The sequence below is a fragment of the Streptomyces corallincola genome (assembly GCF_019104725.1).
Classification (GTDB): Bacteria; Actinomycetota; Actinomycetes; order Streptomycetales; family Streptomycetaceae; genus Streptomyces; species Streptomyces corallincola.
Genome location: NZ_JAHRXF010000075.1, coordinates 1 through 17,356, shown reverse-complemented (window position 1 = coordinate 17,356; position 17,356 = coordinate 1). Strand labels below are relative to the sequence as shown.

Below are 17,356 nucleotides of genomic sequence, written 5' to 3'. Positions count from 1 at the left end.
TGGAGGTCGCGGCGGCGGCCCGCGAGTACGGCGCCGAGGTCACCGTCATCGACCCACCCCCGTCCCCGGACCCGCCCGCACCCCTGACCCAAACCCGACACGCCCCCCCCACGCATCCCCCACGCACCCCCGAGAAGCCCCCCGGGACACCGCTCCCGGCGCGCACCCCCGCATGCCCCGAATGTCACCCCAGCCGCTTACTGTCGAGTCATGGAAGGCACCGCACGACATCCCCGTCCCCACGAAGCCACCGCACCCCTGGACCAGAAGGCCGGGTACGCGGACGAGGAGACCGCGCACCCCGGCGCGTACGACCCCACGTCGGTGGAGCGCTGGGTCCCCGAGCCCGACAAACGCCCCGGCCGCACCGCCTTCCAGCGCGACCGCGCCCGCGTCCTGCACTCCGCCGCGCTGCGCCGCCTGGCCGGGAAGACACAGGTCGTCACCCCCGGCACGCACGGCCAGGCGTGGGACGCCAGCCCCCGCACCCGGCTCACCCACTCCCTGGAGTGCGCCCAGGTCGGCCGGGAACTCGGCGCGGCCCTCGGCTGCGACCCCGACCTCGTCGAGGCGGCCTGCCTCTCCCACGACCTCGGCCACCCCCCGTTCGGCCACAACGGCGAACAGGCGCTGAACGAGTTCGCGGACGACTGCGGCGGCTTCGAGGGCAACGCCCAGTCGCTGCGCCTGCTCACCCGCATCGAGCCCAAGCGCTTCACCCGCGAGGGCTCCGTCGGCCTCAACCTCACCCGTGCCACGCTCGACGCGGCCACCAAGTACCCCTGGCCACGCGGGAGTCGGCCCGGCGAACCGGACTCCCCGAAGTTCGGCGCGTACGAGGACGACCGCCCCGTCTTCGACTGGGTCCGCGCCACCGCGCCCGCCGGACGCATCTGCTTCGAGGCCCAGGTGATGGACTGGTCCGACGACGTGGCGTACTCCGTGCACGACGTGGAGGACGGCCTGCACGCCGGTCACATCGACCCCAACTGCCTGCACGCCGAGCCCGAACGGACCGCCGTCTTCGAGGTCGCCGTCGGCCGGTACGTCCCGGCGGACACCGATCCGGCCGAACTCGCCGCCGCCCTGGACCGCCTCCAGGACCAGGAGTGGTGGCCGCACGGCTACGACGGCACCGCACGCGCCCAGGCCCGCCTGAAGGACGCCACCAGTCAGCTCATCGGCCGCTTCTGCCTCGCCGCCGAGACCGCCACCCGCGCCGCCCACGGCACCGGCCGCCTCACCCGCTACGGCGCCGAACTCGTCGTACCCCGCGCCACGCGCATGGAGTGCGCGGTGCTCAAGGCGGTCGCGGACCGGTACGTGATGCAGCGCGCCGAACAGGAGCGGCTCCGCGCCGACCAGCGGATCGTTGTGGCCGAACTCGCCGAGGCGCTCACCGCGCGCGCCCCCGACGGTCTGGAGCCGCAGTTCCGGGCGCTGTTCGACGCGGCGGACGGCGACCACGCCCGCAAGCGGGTCATCGTGGACCAGATCGCGTCCCTCACCGACGCCACCGCGCGCTCGTTCCACGCGCGACTGACGGGGCATATGTGAAGGGAACATGACCCAGGAGTGGCCTGTTCGGGTCACTCCCTCTTCCCGCGGCCCGCCCGGTGCGGGACGCTCCCCTGAGGCACCATCCCCCCGCGAATGCGGTGGCACCCTCAAGCGGCACCCCTTACGAGGAGGCATCACGTGGTGGACGCGGATCAGACATTCGTCGTCGTCGGTGGCGGGCTCGCCGGTGCGAAGGCGGCCGAGACGCTCCGGGCGGAGGGCTTCACCGGGCGGGTGATACTGATCTCCGACGAGCGCGACCACCCGTACGAGCGACCCCCGCTGTCCAAGGGCTATCTGCTCGGCAAGGAGGAGCGGGACAGCGTCTTCGTGCACGAGCCGTCCTGGTACGCGCGCAACGACGTCGAACTCCACCTCGGGCAGACCGTGGACCGCATCGACCGCGCGGCGAAGACCGTCCGGTTCGGGGAGGACGGCACGGTCGTCCACTACGACAAGCTGCTGCTGGTCACCGGCGCCGAACCGCGCCGCCTCGACGTCCCCGGCACCGACCTCGCGGGTGTCCACCACCTGCGCCGCCTCGCGCACGCCGAGCGCCTCAAGGGCGTGCTCGCCGCCCTCGGCCGGGACAACGGCCACCTGGTGATCGCGGGCGCCGGCTGGATCGGACTGGAGGTCGCGGCGGCGGCCCGCGAGTACGGCGCCGAGGTCACCGTCATCGACCCGTCCCCGACCCCGCTGCACCACGTCCTCGGCCCCGAGCTGGGCAACGTCTTCGCGGAGCTGCACCGCGCGCACGGCGTCCGGTTCCACTTCGGCGTGACGCTCACCGAGATCGTCGGCCAGGACGGCATGGTGCTGGCCGCCCGTACCGACGACGGCGAGGAGCACCCGGCGCACGACGTGCTCGCGGCGATCGGCGCGGCCCCCCGCACCGGGCTCGCGGAGGCGGCCGGTCTCGAACTGGCCGCGCGCGAGGACGGCGGCGGCATCGCGGTGGACGAACGGCTGCGCACCTCCGACCCCGACATCTTCGCCGCCGGTGACGTCGCCGCCTTCCCCGCGCCGCTGTTCGGCGCCCGGATGCGCGTCGAGCACTGGGCCAACGCCCTCAACGGCGGCCCGGCGGCCGCCCGCGCCATGCTCGGCCAGGACGTCGTGTACGACCGGGTGCCGTACTTCTTCAGCGATCAGTACGACCTCGGCATGGAGTACAGCGGCTGGGCGCCGCCCGGTTCGTACGACGAGGTGGTGATCCGGGGCGACGCGGGCAAGCGCGAGTTCATCGCGTTCTGGCTGCGCGAGGGCCGGGTGCTGGCCGGGATGAACGTCAACGTGTGGGACGTCACAGACGCCGTGCAGAAACTGATCCGCTCCCGCGCCCGCGTGGACACTGAGGCGCTCGCGGACCCGCACGTGGAGCTGGACAGCCTCGTCCCCTGACCGCCGGAGGTCACGGCGGGCGGCCGGGGCACCGGTCCGCCCCCGTAGAATCTCCACGTGGCAGGACGGATCAACGACGAGGACGTGAAGGCGGTACGGGACGCGGTCCCGATCGACGCCGTGGTCTCCGAGTACCTCCAGCTGCGCAACGCGGGCGGCGGCAACCTCAAGGGCCTCTGCCCGTTCCACGACGAGAAGTCGCCGTCCTTCCAGGTCAGCCCCAGCAAGGGACTCTTCCACTGCTTCGGCTGCCAGGAGGGCGGCGACACCATCACCTTCGTCATGAAGGTGGACCACCTCACGTTCTCCGAGTCCGTCGAGCGGCTCGCCGCCCGCGCCGGGATCACGCTGCGCTACGAGGAGGGCGGGTACAACCCCTCCCACCAGCGCGGCGAACGCATCCGGCTGGTCGAGGCGCACCGGATCGCCGCCCAGTGGTACGCCGAGCAGCTCGCGGACGGCCCCGAGGCCGAGACCGGCCGGCTCTTCCTCGCCGAACGCGGCTTCGACCAGAACGCGGCCCTCCACTTCGGCGTCGGCTACAGCCCCCAGGGCTGGGACCACCTCACCCGCTTCCTGCGCGGCAAGGGCTTCACCGACAAGGAACTCGTCCTCTCCGGGCTCGCCCAGGAGGGCCGCCGCGGCCCCATCGACCGGTTCCGGGGCCGCCTGATGTGGCCCATCCGGGACATCGGCGGCGACGTCGTCGGCTTCGGCGCCCGCAAGCTCTACGAGGCGGACAACGGGCCCAAGTACCTCAACACCCCCGACACCGCGATCTACAAGAAGTCCCAGGTCCTCTACGGCATCGACCTGGCCAAGCAGCACATCGCCAAGGCCAGCCGCGCGGTCGTCGTCGAGGGCTACACCGACGTCATGGCCTGCCATCTCGCCGGGGTCACCACCGCCATCGCCACCTGCGGCACGGCCTTCGGCGGCGACCACATCAAGATTCTGCGCCGCCTCCTCATGGACAACGGCTCCGCCCGCGTCATCTTCACCTTCGACGGCGACGCGGCCGGGCAGAAGGCCGCGCTGCGCGCCTTCGAGGACGACCAGAAGTTCGCCGCCGAGACGTACATCGCCGTCGCCCCCGACGGCATGGACCCCTGCGAACTCCGGCTCGCCAAGGGCGACGAGGCCGTCGCCGACCTCGCCCAGCCCCGCACGCCCCTCTTCGAGTTCGCGCTGCGCCAGATCGTCGCCCGCTACGACCTCGACACCCCGGCCGGGCGCGCCGCCGCGCTGGACGAGGCCGCGCCCGTCGTCGCCCGCATCAAGAACACCGGCGCCCAGCACGAGGTCGCCGTGCAGCTCGCCGGGATGCTCGGCATCCTCGACACCCAGTTCGTCGTCCGCCGCGTCGCCCAGATCGCCCGCTGGTCCCGCGACCGCGGCGGCAAGGGCGCCCCCGCCGGACAGCCGCCCCGCACCCCCCAGCAGCAGTGGGACCCCGCCCCCCGCCCCGGCCCCGCAGGACCGGCCCTCACCCTGCGCAACCCGGTCTACGCCACGGAACGCGAACTCCTCAAACTCGCCCTGCAACGCCCCGAGTTGGTGTCACCCGCCTTCGACGCCTACGGCATGGACGAGTTCACCGCCCCGCCCTACGCCGCCGTACGCCAGACCATCGCCGAGGCCGGAGGAGCCGAGTACGGCGTCGAGGACCCGCAGGAGTATCTGGTCCGCGTCCGCGAGGCCGCCCCCGACGACGCGGCCCGCGCGATGGTCACCGAACTCGCCGTCGAGCCGATCATGCGCCGCACCGTGGACGAGGTCTACGCCGGTACCGTCCTCGTCCAGATCCGCCGCCGCGCCGTCGAACGCCGCATCCACGACATCCAGTCCCAGCTCACCCGCCTCTCCACCACCGCCGACCCCGCCGAACTCGCCGCCGTCCAGAACGAGATGTGGGTTCTCCAGCAGTACGACGTGAACCTCCGCGAACAGGGCACGGGCGCGTTGTAGGGCCTGTCCGTCCACTCCCGCGGCACCCCGCCGCACCCCGCCGGATCACCGGGGAAGGCACCCCTCACCCTCCGCTCACCGCCCGGACGCAAAAAGTCACCGCACGACTCTCGTGGCGGGGATGTGTCGTACCCCACACTGGGGGGCGGTGCCCGAGTCGGTGGGGCGTGGGGCAGGGGCCCGGCGCCTCCGGTGTACCGCTGTCGCACACCCCGGAGCAGCGATCATCCTGGAGGTCGCGTTCGTGCAGACCCAGACGCTCACCCAGACCCCTCGCACCACCGGCGCCCGGCATCCGGAGGCGAACCCGGCGATGAGCGACCAGGAGAACGAGGTGCCGACGCCCCGGGAAGTGGCCGCCCAGCCCGGTGAGCCCCCCGCCGACGAGCCGCCGGAGCCCGCCGAGGTGCCCGCCGCCCGCGCCGACACCGGCGGGCCCTCCGCCGACCTGTTCCGGCAGTACCTCCGCGAGATCGGCCGCATCCCGCTGCTCACCGCCGCCGAGGAGGTCGAACTCGCCCGCCGCGTCGAGGCGGGCCTCTTCGCCGAGGAGAAACTCGCCCGCACCCCCGACCTCGACAGCGGCCTCGCCATCGACCTCGACCGCCTCGTCGTCCTGGGCCGCATGGCCAAGCGCCGCCTCATCGAGGCCAACCTGCGGCTCGTCGTCTCCGTCGCCAAACGCTACGTCGGCCGGGGCCTGACCATGCTCGACCTCGTCCAGGAGGGCAACCTGGGACTCATCCGCGCCGTCGAGAAGTTCGACTACGCGCGCGGCTACAAGTTCTCCACCTACGCCACCTGGTGGATTCGGCAGGCCATGTCCCGTGCCCTCGCGGACCAGGCCCGCACCATCCGAGTCCCGGTCCACGTCGTGGAGTTGATCAACCGCGTCGTCCGCGTCCAGCGCCGCATGCTCCAGGAACGCGGCTACGAACCCACCCCGCAGGAAGTCGCCGACCACCTCGAACTCCCGCCCGAGCGCGTCTCCGAGGTCCTCCGGCTCGCCCAGGAACCCGTCTCCCTGCACGCCCCCGTCGGCGAGGAGGAGGACGTCGCCCTCGGTGACCTCATCGAGGACGGCGACGCGGCCAGCCCCGTCGAGTCCGCCGCCTTCCTCCTGCTGCGCGAACACCTCGAGGCTGTCCTCTCCACCCTCGGAGAACGCGAGCGCAAGGTCGTCCAGCTCCGCTACGGCCTCGCCGACGGCCGCCCCCGCACCCTCGAAGAGATAGGCCGCCTCTTCGGCGTCACCCGCGAACGCATCCGGCAGATCGAGTCCAAGACCCTCAACAAACTGAGGGACCACACCTTCGCGGACCAACTGCGCGGCTACCTCGACTGATTGACGTCAGCCCCCCATCCGCGGACACCCGTGCCGCCGAGGCGGCACGGGTGGGCCGGAGATACCCCCTCCGGGAGATGTACCCCCTCCGGGAGCGGCGCCCGCGACCTGCGGCACCCGCCAACCCACCCGGCCACCCCAGTCAGGGGAGCCGAACTGCCCCACCTCTCAGTCCACTTCGGCCACCGCCTGAGCGAACTGCGCCTCATACAACCGTGCGTAGGCCCCGCCCGCGGCCAACAGCTCGGAATGAGCTCCCTGTTCCACGATCGCCCCGTTCTCCATCACCAGAATCGTGTCGGCGTCCCGGATGGTGGAAAGCCGGTGCGCGATCACGAACGAGGTCCGCCCGTGGGCGAGTTTGGCCATCGCCTTCTGGATCAGCACCTCCGTCCGGGTGTCCACGGAACTGGTCGCCTCGTCGAGCACGAGAATCGTCGGGTCGGAGAGGAAGGCACGGGCGATGGTGATGAGCTGCTTCTCACCCGCGCTCACCCCCATCCCCTCGTCGTCGATCACCGTGTCGTACCCGTCCGGCAGCGTCCGCACGAACCGGTCCGCGTGCGCGGCCCGCGCCGCCTCCTCGATCTCCCCGCGGGTGACGTCCCGCGAGGCGCCGTACGCGATGTTCTCCGCGATCGTGCCGCCGAACAGCCAGGTGTCCTGGAGCACCATGCCGATCCCGGACCGGAGGTCGGCGCGGGACATGCGCCGTACGTCCACCCCGTCCAGCAGGATGCGCCCGCCGGTCGCGTCGTAGAACCGCATCAGCAGGTTGACCAGGGTCGTCTTGCCCGCGCCGGTCGGGCCGACGATGGCGACGGTCCGGCCCGGCTCCACGGTCAGCGAGAGGTCCTCGATGAGCGGCTTCTCCGGGTCGTAGCGGAAGGAGACGTGCTCCAGCTCCACCCGCCCGCGCAGCTCGGCCGGACGCTCGCCCGGCACCGGGTCGGCCTCCTGCTCCTCGGCGTCGAGGAGTTCGAAGACCCGCTCCGCCGAGGCCACCCCGGACTGCACGAGGTTCGCCATCGAGGCGACCTGCGTCAGCGGCATCGAGAACTGCCGCGAATACTGGACGAACGCCTGAACGTCACCGATGGACAGCGACCCGGACGCGACCCGGAGCCCGCCCACCACGGCGACCAGCACATAGTTGATGTTCGAGATGAACATCATCAGCGGCTGCATGACCCCGCTGTTGAACTGCGCCTTGAACGCGGCCTCGTAGAGCGCGTCGTTCTGCTCAGCGAACTGCTCCGCCGACTCCTGGCGGCGCCCGAACACCTTCACCAGCGTGTGCCCGGTGTACATCTCCTCGATGTGCGCGTTCAGCGTGCCCGTGGACCGCCACTGCTGCACGAAGTGCGGCTGCGACCGCTTGCCGACCCGCGTCGCCACCAGGAACGACAGCGGCACCGTCACCAGCGCGACCAGCGCCAGGATCCAGGACACCCAGAACATCATCACGAGCACGCCGATGATGGTCAGCACCGAGTTGATGAGCTGCCCCATCGACTGCTGGAGCGTCTGCCCGATGTTGTCGATGTCGTTGGTCGCGCGGGACAGCACCTCGCCGCGCTGCCGCTGGTCGAAGTACGACAGCGGCAGCCGCGACAGCTTGGCCTGCACCGACTCCCGCATGCGGTACATCGTCCGGTTCACGGTCCGGTTGACCAGCCGGGTGGCGACCGCCATCAGCAGCCCGGCCGCCGCGAACACGGCCAGCGCGAGCAGCAGTACGTGCCCGACGGCGGTGAAGTCGATGCCCTTGCCCGGCGTGAAGTCGGTGCCCCTGAGCATGTCCGCGATCCGGCCCTCGCCCCGCGCGCGCATCGACCGGAGCACCTGCTCCTTGGTCGCCCCGGCGGGCAGCCGCTTGCCGATGATCCCGGCGAACACCAGGTCGGTGGCCCGGCCGAGGATCTTCGGCCCGACCACGCTCAGCCCGACACTGACGACCACGCAGAGCAGCAGCGTGTACAGCGTGAACCGCTCCGGCTTGAACAGGGAGACGAGCCGTTTGCCCGACCCCTTGAAGTCCATCGAGCGCGAGTCGGGACCGCCCCCGGCCATCATGCGCCCCATCGGCCCGGCCATCAGGCAGCCTCCGCTTCCGTGAGCTGGGAGAGCACGATCTCCCGGTAGGTCTCGTTGCCCGCCATCAGCTCGTGGTGCCGGCCGCTGCCGACGACCCGGCCCTCGTCCAGTACGACGATCCGGTCCGCCTCGCGGATGGTCGCCACCCGCTGGGCGACGATGACGACGGTCGCCTCGGCGGTCTCCTCCGCGAGCGCCGAGCGCAGCGCCGCGTCCGTCGCGTAGTCCAGCGCGGAGAACGAGTCGTCGAAGAGATAGATCTCCGGGCGCTGGACGAGGGTCCGCGCGATGGCGAGCCGCTGCCGCTGACCGCCGGAGACATTGGTGCCGCCCTGCGCGATCGGCGCGTTCAGCCCGTTCTCCAGCTTCCGCACGAACTCGGCGGCCTGCGCCACCTCCAGCGCGTGCCACAGCTCCTCGTCGGTGGCGTCCGGGTTCCCGTAGCGCAGATTGGTCGCCACGGTCCCCGCGAACAGGTACGGCTTCTGCGGGACCAGGCCGACCGTCCGCGCGAGCAGCCCCGGCTCCACCTCCGTCACGTCCACGCCGTCCACGAGCACCTGCCCCTCGGTGGCGTCGAACAGCCGGGGGACCAGCCCGAGCAGGGTGGACTTGCCGCTGCCGGTCGAGCCGATGACGGCGGTCGTCTCACCCGGCCGGGCCTCAAGGGCGATGGAGCGCAGCACCGGTTCCTCGGCACCCGGATAGCGGAAGCCCACGCCCCGGATCTCCAGATGCCCGTGCCGACGCAGCTCGGTGACCGGCGCGAGCGGCGGCACCACACTGGACTCGGTGTCCAGGACCTCCTGGATGCGCTCGGCGCACACCTCGGCGCGCGGCACCATCATGAACATGAAGGTGGCCATCATCACGGACATGACGATCTGCATCAGATAGGCGAGGAACGCGGTCAGATCACCGATCTGCATATGGCCGCTGTCGATGCGGTGGGCGCCGAACCACACCACCGCGATGGACGACACGTTCACCACCGTCATGACGATCGGGAACATCAGGGCCAGCATCCGGCCCGTGGCGAGCTGCATCTCGGTCAGGTCCGCGTTGGCCCTCCCGAACCGCTCCTGCTCGTAGCCGTCCCGGACGAACGCGCGGATCACCCGGTTGCCGGTGATCTGCTCGCGCAGCACCCGGTTCACCGTGTCCAGCCGCTTCTGCATGGACCGGAACAGCGGGCGCAGCCGCCGCACGATCAGGGTCACGGAGATGCCCAGCACCGGCACCACCGCGACCAGCACCCCGGACAGCGGGACATCCAGGCCGAGGGCCAGCACGATGCCGCCGACGCACATGATCGGCGCCGACACCATCAGCGTGAACGACATCAGGACCAGCATCTGGACCTGCTGCACGTCATTGGTCGTACGGGTGATCAGCGAGGGCGCCCCGAAGTGGCCGACCTCGCGCGCGGAGAAGGACTGCACCCGGTCGAAGACGGCACCGCGCACGTCCCGGCCGAGCGCGGAGGCGGTACGGGCGCCGAAGTACACGGCACCGATGTTGCAGACGACCTGGGCCAGCGAGATGCCGATCATCAGCGCGCCGGAGGACAGGATGTAACCCGTGTCCCCCTTCACCACGCCGTTGTCGATGATGTCCGCGTTGAGGGTGGGCAGATAGAGGGTGGCGCAGGTCTGCAGCAGTTGCAGCAGCACCAGCAGCACGATGGGTTTCCTGTAGGGCCTGAGACAGGTCCGCAGAAGTCGTATGAGCACGCTTCGTCTCTCGGTGTGGGCCGGAGTGGGGTGGGGCCGATTGGTCGCCCCAGGCCCCTATCGTCGGACACCCCACCGGTGTTACCTCAACCGATTAACGCCACACGACCCCTCGTACGGCCGTACGCCCCCCCGCCCCGCCGCCGCGGACGGGCCTCCGGCTACGCCCCGAACGCCCCCGGATGCGTCTGCTCCCGTACCGACACGTACTGCTGACGCACCGCCTGGCCCACGGCGAGTTCCTCACCCGGGTCCAGCACCTGGGCGGCGGCCCCCTGCCAGGCGGGCGGATTGCGCGGGTCGAGTGTGCCCTGCGACACACCCAGCGCCCAGGCCGCCTGCCGGGCCGCCCCGATCGCCGTGTAGTCGGCGGGCTGGGGTACGACCACCTGGGCGCCGAACAGCGAGGGAGCGGCGGCCTGTACGGCGGGCAGTTCGGCGGCCGGACCGAGCAGGAAGACCCGCCGCACCTCCACCCCCCGCCCGCGCAGCACGTCCAGGGCGTCCGCGAGCCCGCACAGCATGCCCTCGAACGCGGCCCGGGCCAGATGCTCGGGCTTCATCGACTCCCGGCGCAGCCCGGCGAGAGTGCCCGCGGTGTGCGGCAGGTTCGGGGTGCGCTCTCCCTCCAGATAGGGCAGGAGTACGAGCCCGTGGGCGCCCGGCGTGGACTTCATCGCCAGCTCCGACAGGCTCTCCAGGTCGGGCAGACCGAGGAGTTCGGCGGTGCCGCGCAGGGTGCGTACCGCGTTCAGGGTGGTGACCACGGGCAGGTGCATGCCGGTGGCGTCGGCCAGTGAGGTGATCATCCCGCTCTGGTCGGCCAGCGCCTCGGGGTGCACGGCCATCACCGAGCCGGACGCGCCCAGCGAGACCACCGCGTCCCCGAGCCCGATGCCGAGCCCGAACGCGGCGGCCATCGTCTCCCCGGTGCCCGCCGAGATCAGCAGCCCCTCCGGGGTCGTACCGGCCGCGTCGGCGGGCGCGATCACCTCGGGCAGCATGGCCTGGTGGCCGAGGGCCAGTTCGACCAGCTCGGGCCGGTAGGCGCCGGTCGCCGCCGACCAGTAGCCGGTGCCGGAGGCGCCGCCCCGGTCGGTGGTCCGCCGCACCGGCCGCCCGAGCAACTGCCACACCAGCCAGTCGTGCGCCTGGAGGAGCACGGCGGTACGGCGGGCGTTCTCGGGTTCGTTCTTGGCGAGCCAGCGGAGCTTGGTCACCGGCTGCGCGGCCTGCGGTACACAGCCCACGGCCTGCGCCCACGCCTCGCGCCCGCCGAGCGCGTCCGCGAGATCGGCCGCGGCGACCTGCGCCCGCTTGTCACCGCCGACCAGCGCGGGGCGCACGGTGTTGCCCTGCGCGTCCAGCGGGACCAGCGCGTTCTGCTGGGCGGAGACGCCGATGGCCTGCACGCCCTCCAGGAGTCCGCCGCCCGCCGCCTCGCCGAGCGAGAGCAGCCAGACCTGCGGGTCCACGTCGCTCGGCCGTCCCCCGCCGTCCGGCGACTCCACCGGATGCGGCGCGTACCCCTGCCTGAGCACGGCTCCGGTGTCCGCGTCGCAGACGACGATGCGCGTGAAATCGGGCGAGCTGTCCAACCCGGCGACTATCCCCATGCCGAAAATTCTGCCGTATGACGGCGGCTGCTCCGCCCCGGAGTCCGGGACGGAGCAGCCGCCGTCGTGCCTGAGCCGGTACGGGCGTCAGGTGGCACTGGTTCCCCAGTCGTCCCCGGCGGCTCCGTGGCCGTTGCGTTCGCGCAGGGAGCGCACCCGCTGGGCCACCGAGGCGGGCACCCGGTCGCCGACCTTGTCGCTCACCGTGTGCAGCGCCTTGCCCGCGTACTGGCGGCCCTGCTGGGCGGCGGTCTCGGCGGTGTTGCGCACGGTGGGGTTCTCGGAGATGCGGCGCGCTGACTTCTTGATCTGCTCGTAGCGCTCGCGTCCGGCCCTGGTGCCCAGTACGTAACCGAGGGCCAGTCCGGCGACGAACGTGAGCCGGTAGCGCATGGCGGCCACCCTTCTCTTTGCGTAGGTCCTTGGTGCGGCGTCGGGCCGGGGGGTACCGATTGGCGGAGCACCCCCCTGCTTGCGCTAATGTATGTGTCGCAGCGAACGCCCGCCCCCTGGCGAATACCCAGGGAGTCACGTTCGATGCGAAACGAAGCGATCCTCCGTAGCTCAATTGGCAGAGCAGCCGGCTGTTAACCGGCAGGTTACTGGTTCGAGTCCAGTCGGGGGAGCTTCGGTCCTCCGTAGCTCAATTGGCAGAGCAGCCGGCTGTTAACCGGCAGGTTACTGGTTCGAGTCCAGTCGGGGGAGCACGTCGCGCACAGAGAGAACGAGGACCCTACGGGGTCCTTTTTCATGTCCTCCGGGCCACTGGTGGAACCACCGGCTCCGGGGCGAAGTCCTCAAGGTCAGCAAGCCGCGACGGAAGCCGACCATCCGAAGCAGGAGATCGTATGAGCGGCTATGCTGCGGCAGACGGCACGTACACATGTACGCGACACGCCGCATGGGGCGGTAGCTCAGCCGGTTAGAGCAGCGGACTCATAATCCGTCGGCCGTGGGTTCGAGTCCCACCCGCCCCACCAACGTTTGACCTGGTGCTTTTACTTCTCCTCGGGATTTCTGTGGGAGCGGTGGCCCGCAGACCCGGAAGCTCTCGGCCGCGCGCGCCTGTCCGCTTCTCAAGGGTGCCCGCCGGGGCGCCGGGTGAGGCCGGTGAGTCGTGCGGGTGGGTGCCGCTGTTTGATGGTTCCCAACCAGCGGTCGGCAAGCAGGGTGGCAACGCTCAGTAGTCGCCGTCAGGTTGGTGCGCAGCGCTGGGGTACATGCCCCTGGGGGGCTTCGGGATCGTTGTACGCGGCTGACTCCGACTACGTGGGCTGATCGGTCAGCGGCCGTGTCCGGTTGCCGCTTCGGGCGCTGTGTGCGGTGAGTTGTTCCCGGCTGCCGGTGGGGCGGAGTGGGTAGGTTTCCCGTTGCTCTGTTGCTTCTGCATCTGATCGGGTTGTCCGTGCTGAGGTGTCGGGACGGATTCCTCGCCTTGGCCTGGGCCGCCTTGGTCGGCCTTTCGCGCGCAGTAGGTGCTCACGTTGTCCTTGCCGCCGGCCGCCGTGATGAACCGTTGCCAGGCGGGCGAGTTCAACGCCTTGCCGTTGTTGCGCACCGCCGGGTACGCGTTGCAGTGGGCACGCATTTCTGTGAGGTTCGGCGGGCCGTGCGAGGCTGTCGGCGCGGTCGCGCTGTCGGCAGACGTCGTGGATGCCCCCGGCAGGCCGGTGTTCAACGTCGTGGGTGAACCGGTTACCTGAAGTTTCCCCGTGATGCTGGACACTCGATGCTTACGCTGCGAGGGCGTCTTCTTGCTCGTGTCGCTGCCGGGCCTCCAGCGGGGTGAGGTAGCCCCAGATTGGATGCCTCCGCAGCCGCTTGCGGTTGTAGAAAGTCTCGATGAGGGCGAAGATCTCAGCGCGGGCAGTGGTCCGGTCGGGCCAGTGGCGGGTGCCTATCTCCGCTTTCAGCAGTGCGAAGAAGCTCTCGGCGACGGCATTGTCGTAGCACGAGCCGGTTCGGCCCATGCTCTGCCGCTGTCCCAACCTGCTTATTTCCCGGCGGAGTTCGTCAGACGTGTACTCGGCTCCGCGGTCCGAGTGCACGATGCAGCCGGTCTGGAGCCGACCACGTCCGGCGGCCATCGTCAGGGCGTCCACGACGAGTTCGGCACGGTGGTGATCGGCCATCGAATGGCCGACGATCTCGCGGGTGGCCAGGTCCAGCCAGGTCGCCAGATACAGCCAGCCCTCGTCGGTGGGGATGTAGATGATGTCACCGACCAGTTTCCGCCCCGGGATGTCGGCGGTGAAGTCGCGGCCGATCAGGTCATGAGCGTGCACCGCCTTCTTCGCCGGACGGGTCAGCGACCGGCGCTTGCGCCGGGTGACCCCGTAGATGTCGCGCTCACGCATGATCCGCTCCACTCGCTTGCGGGTTGACCCGCCGGTCCATCCTGCGCAGTTCGGCATGGATGCGCGGCACTCCGTAGGTGCACCGGGAGGCGATGTGCAAGACGGTGATCTCGTGGGCCAGGGCGTCGTCGGCGGCCCGGCGGGCGGCGCGGGCCTGCTCGCCTCGGCACACCCCTGAATCCGGCGACGTACGACTACGCGGGCGCGGTCCCCTTCAACGCCCACGCCGGGGCCTTGTGGGCACGCTTAACCACCTACCTGGGCCGGGAGCTGGCCACCCGACTCGGCCTGACCCAGAAGGCCGCCCACGCGGTCCTGCGAGTGTCCTTCGCCAAGGTCGCTGAGTGCCAGAAGCGGGGCCTGGGCCAATTCCATGCCGTGATCCGCCTCGACGGACCCAACGGCAGCGCTCAGCCTCCGCCCTCGTATGCCACCGTCGGGGTGCTCAGCGACGCCATCCGGGCTGCTGCACTGCGCGCCCGCATCACGGTCGAGTCGGGCGCGGTCGGGGAACGCCAACTCGGCTGGGGCCCCCAGCTCGACGTACGCGAGATCGCCGCCTTCGGCACCGACGCCGAACTTACCGATCAAGCGGTCGCCGCCTACGTGGCCAAGTACGCCACCAAATCCGCCGACGCCTCCGGCACCCTCGACCGCGCCCTCTTCTGCCGCCCCTGCCAGGGACGCGGCGCCACCCTCCTGCCCCACGGAACTCCCCTCCCGTGCACCGCCTGCGGCGGCACCGGCCAAGCCCGCCCGCTGCCCCGCCTCGCCGTCGCACGCCACGTCCGGCAGATGATCCGCACCTGCTGGGAACTGGGCAAGCTGCCCGAGTTCGCCGATCTCAAGCTCTGGAAGTGGGCGCACATGCTCGGCTTCCGGGGCCACTTCTCCACCAAGTCCCGCAGCTACTCCACCACCCTCGGCGGGCTGCGCGACGCCCGCCGCGTCTGGCGCACCGAACAGGCCCACGCCAACGCTGGCCTGCCCGAGACCGCCCCAGACACCACGCTCGTCACCGGCCACTGGGCCTACCTCGGTTCGGGCTACAGCCCCGGCGTCGCACCCCTCGCCGCCCACGTCTGGCACCGCAGGGAACTTGAACGGCAGTTCACGGCCGAAGGGGGCTGTTGATGACCTCGCCTCCGACCAACGTCTCGTGTGCGGAGGCGGCACCGGCGCTGGACCTGCTCACGGTGCCCCAGGTCATGGCCCGACTCCAGCTCGGCCGCTCCGCCGTCTACGACCTGCTCCGTTCCCGGCAGCTCGACTCCATCACCCTCGGCCGCGCCCGCCGCATCCCCGCCCACGCCCTCACCGACTTCATCCGCATCCGCCTCGAACAGGAAGCCTGATGACCAGACCCCGCGACACCCACCCCTCCCGCCGATCCCGCGCGAACGGCGACGGCAGCGTCTACCAGCGCAAAGACGGGCGTTGGGAAGCCGCCGGATACGTCCTCGCGGCAGGCGACACCCGCAAGCGCGTCCGCGTCTACGGAGCCACCCGCAAGGAGGCCCTGGCCAAGCTCACCGAGAAATGGCCGCCAGCAACCGGGGCGTCCCCGCCCCCTCCGCGCAGGGCAGCGTGGCTGCGTACCTGATGTATTGGCTGGAGACCGTCGCTGTGCACCGGCTCCGCGAGACCACCCACACCCGCTACACCGCCTGCGTCCGCCTTTACGTGGTTCCCGGCCTGGGACGGAAGAAGCTCGCCAAACTCACCGCCAAGGACATCCGCACCTGGCTTGACCAGCTCCGCACCACGTGTCAGTGCTGCGCACGCGGCCTCGACACAGCCCGTGACCAGCCCCAGTGCTGCGCGATCGGGAAGTGCTGCCACAAGCGGCTCTCGCCGCTGACCCTGGCCTACGTCCACTCCGTGCTCAAGTCAGCCTTGGAGCACGCCGTCCGCGAAGAGGAGATTCCCCGCAACGTCCGCATGGGCACACCACGCCCTCGCCGCTTCGAACCGCTGACCGTGGAGGAGGCCCGCGACCTCCTGACCGCCATGCGCGGCCACCGTCTCCACGCACTGTTCGAACTCGCCCTGCGAACCGGACTCCGCAAGGGCGAACTCCTCGGCCTGCGCTGGGAAGACCTCGACCTCACCGGCGGAACCGCCAGTATCCGCCGCACCCTCCAGCGCACCAACAGCGGCGGCCTGACCGCCCTGCCGACGAAGACCCAGAGCTCGGAGCGGCGCATCGCCCTGCCCACCGAGTGCCTGAGCTCGCTGCGGGACCACCGCGACTGGCAGGCCCAGGAACGCGAGACGGCGGGCGAGAGCTGGACAGACAGCGGCTACGTCTTCACCCGGCCCAACGGCCAGCCGATCGAGGGAGCCACCCTCACCCGGCACTTCAACACCCTGCTCCGCCGAGCCACCCTCCGCCGCATCCGCTTCCATGATCTGCGGCACTCGGCGGCGACCCTTCTCCTTGCGCAGGGCGTCGAACTCGTCGTGATCAAGGAACTGTTGGGCCATGCCCACATCGGCGTGACCGCCACGGTGTACGCCCACGTCCGACTCCGCCTCCAACACGATGCCATCAACCTCCTCGGCCACGCCCTCCGCAACCGCACCGAGACCACCAGCAAGCCCAACGACGGCCACGAACCACCCTCCTGCGCAACCCCCGTCCGCTGACGTTGCCGTCAACTACTGCCGTCAGACACCGCTACGGCCCCACCGGGAACATTCGGTGGGGCCGAAATGATTTCGCATACAAGTAGAATTCTACGCCTCACCTGACGAGAACGAAACGCTGTCAGCCCATTCCCAAAAAGCCCGAGACGCAGCCTCTTCTCGTTCGAGGAGGCCGATAAGGCTAGCGACGTCGAAGCCAATCGGAACGTCGATTGCAGCGTGCCTATCACCACTCCACTCGCTCAACAGGCCAAGTCGCGAAATCTCAATATCAAACTCCCTCGCCACGCTTGAAGCGCTCGGTGTTTCCAACAGGAAAACCCGCAGGGCTCTCCGCCCTGACTTGCGGACCAGGCGGGCGACCGTGGTGCCGTCCGGGGAAAGAGTGACGATATCTCCGAGAGAAATGCCGTAAACCCGGAAAGGGATGCAGCATAGCTCAAGCGAACCGTCTTCAAGCTTCTTGAGCCAAAGCTGTTCTACCTCTCCCTCCAAGCCGAACGGCGCGAGATCGGCCCGTGCGATGTAGTCGCTGTCGCCCCGGCGAACTGGGCTCTCATGGACAATGAACTTCATATGACGCTCCAGGCCAAAGCCGGATGGAAGGTGGCTGCAGTCCCACGCAGT

Annotated in this window: 13 protein-coding genes, 3 tRNA genes and 2 pseudogenes; 11 read left to right on the top strand and 7 right to left on the bottom strand. The window is 70.4% G+C overall.

What is annotated here, in order from left to right:
* Positions 1-210 precede the first annotated feature (210 nt).
* The 4 genes from KUM39_RS27355 to KUM39_RS27340 all read left to right on the top strand — a co-directional run bounded on the left by KUM39_RS27355 (position 211) and on the right by KUM39_RS27340 (position 6,277).
* A complete protein-coding gene (locus tag KUM39_RS27355; protein ID WP_246620813.1) occupies positions 211-1,557 on the top strand; it encodes a deoxyguanosinetriphosphate triphosphohydrolase in 1,347 nt (448 codons plus the stop codon).
* 141 nt (positions 1,558-1,698) lie between these two features.
* Positions 1,699-2,964, top strand: coding sequence for an NAD(P)/FAD-dependent oxidoreductase (locus KUM39_RS27350; protein WP_217788462.1), 1,266 nt, complete (start codon positions 1,699-1,701; stop codon positions 2,962-2,964).
* A 57-nt stretch (positions 2,965-3,021) separates the two neighbouring features.
* Complete coding sequence (gene dnaG / locus KUM39_RS27345; protein ID WP_217788461.1) at positions 3,022-4,932, top strand: DNA primase; 1,911 nt, start codon at positions 3,022-3,024, stop codon at positions 4,930-4,932.
* 121 nt (positions 4,933-5,053) lie between these two features.
* Complete coding sequence (locus KUM39_RS27340; protein ID WP_217788460.1) at positions 5,054-6,277, top strand: RNA polymerase sigma factor; 1,224 nt, start codon at positions 5,054-5,056, stop codon at positions 6,275-6,277.
* 168 nt (positions 6,278-6,445) lie between these two features.
* On the opposite strand, the gene KUM39_RS27335 is transcribed toward KUM39_RS27340, so the two are convergent.
* The 4 genes from KUM39_RS27335 to KUM39_RS27320 form a co-directional block, all read right to left on the bottom strand.
* Positions 6,446-8,374, bottom strand: a complete 1,929-nt coding sequence (locus KUM39_RS27335; RefSeq protein ID WP_217788459.1) for an ABC transporter ATP-binding protein — start codon at positions 8,372-8,374, stop codon at positions 6,446-6,448.
* Positions 8,374-10,107: an ABC transporter ATP-binding protein gene (locus tag KUM39_RS27330; RefSeq protein WP_217788458.1), complete on the bottom strand. Its 1,734-nt coding sequence runs from the start codon at positions 10,105-10,107 to the stop codon at positions 8,374-8,376. Before KUM39_RS27330 ends, KUM39_RS27335 begins: the two co-directional genes overlap by 1 nt.
* Positions 10,108-10,268: 161 nt before the next feature.
* A complete protein-coding gene (locus KUM39_RS27325) occupies positions 10,269-11,723 on the bottom strand; it encodes a xylulokinase (RefSeq protein ID WP_217788457.1) in 1,455 nt (484 codons plus the stop codon).
* Positions 11,724-11,810: 87 nt separating this feature from the next.
* The gene (locus KUM39_RS27320) at positions 11,811-12,116 is read right to left on the bottom strand and encodes a YtxH domain-containing protein (protein ID WP_217788456.1); all 306 of its coding nucleotides are present in this window, start codon (positions 12,114-12,116) and stop codon (positions 11,811-11,813) included.
* A gap of 160 nt (positions 12,117-12,276) precedes the next feature.
* Between KUM39_RS27320 and KUM39_RS27315 the strand changes: the two genes are divergently transcribed.
* The 4 genes from KUM39_RS27315 to KUM39_RS27300 all read left to right on the top strand — a co-directional run bounded on the left by KUM39_RS27315 (position 12,277) and on the right by KUM39_RS27300 (position 13,426).
* A tRNA-Asn gene (locus KUM39_RS27315) sits at positions 12,277-12,349 on the top strand.
* A gap of 6 nt (positions 12,350-12,355) precedes the next feature.
* Positions 12,356-12,428 (top strand) — tRNA-Asn (locus KUM39_RS27310).
* 198 nt (positions 12,429-12,626) lie between these two features.
* Positions 12,627-12,703: transfer RNA gene (locus KUM39_RS27305), tRNA-Ile, on the top strand.
* A 504-nt stretch (positions 12,704-13,207) separates the two neighbouring features.
* Positions 13,208-13,426, top strand: a complete 219-nt coding sequence (locus KUM39_RS27300) for a hypothetical protein (RefSeq protein ID WP_217788455.1) — start codon at positions 13,208-13,210, stop codon at positions 13,424-13,426.
* Positions 13,427-13,456: 30 nt separating this feature from the next.
* On the opposite strand, the gene KUM39_RS27295 is transcribed toward KUM39_RS27300, so the two are convergent.
* Together KUM39_RS27295 and KUM39_RS28860 are read right to left on the bottom strand one after the other, a co-directional pair.
* On the bottom strand, positions 13,457-14,137 hold the full coding sequence (locus tag KUM39_RS27295; protein ID WP_281425762.1) for an IS3 family transposase: 681 nt from the start codon (positions 14,135-14,137) through the stop codon (positions 13,457-13,459).
* Positions 14,073-14,252 carry an IS3 family transposase gene (locus tag KUM39_RS28860; protein WP_217788453.1) on the bottom strand — a complete coding sequence of 60 codons (180 nt, stop codon included), beginning with the start codon at positions 14,250-14,252 and terminating at the stop codon, positions 14,073-14,075. The genes KUM39_RS27295 and KUM39_RS28860 overlap by 65 nt, the downstream gene beginning before the upstream one ends.
* Here KUM39_RS28860 and KUM39_RS27285 point away from each other — a divergent pair.
* From KUM39_RS27285 to KUM39_RS27275, 3 genes and pseudogenes are all read left to right on the top strand, one after another.
* Positions 14,243-15,214: pseudogene (locus KUM39_RS27285) on the top strand (replication initiator); the annotation flags it as partial. The gene KUM39_RS28860 and the pseudogene KUM39_RS27285 sit on opposite strands and share 10 nt — an antisense overlap.
* Positions 15,214-15,435, top strand: coding sequence for a helix-turn-helix domain-containing protein (locus tag KUM39_RS27280; RefSeq protein ID WP_217788452.1), 222 nt, complete (start codon positions 15,214-15,216; stop codon positions 15,433-15,435). The pseudogene KUM39_RS27285 and the gene KUM39_RS27280, both read left to right, overlap by 1 nt.
* Positions 15,435-16,729 (top strand): annotated as a pseudogene (locus tag KUM39_RS27275) (tyrosine-type recombinase/integrase). The gene KUM39_RS27280 and the pseudogene KUM39_RS27275 overlap by 1 nt, the downstream one beginning before the upstream one ends.
* Before the next feature lie 90 nt (positions 16,730-16,819).
* Here the strand turns inward: KUM39_RS27275 and KUM39_RS27270 are convergent.
* Positions 16,820-17,356 (bottom strand): DUF4265 domain-containing protein (locus KUM39_RS27270; RefSeq protein ID WP_217788451.1); only part of this gene is annotated, 537 nt, incomplete at its 5' end.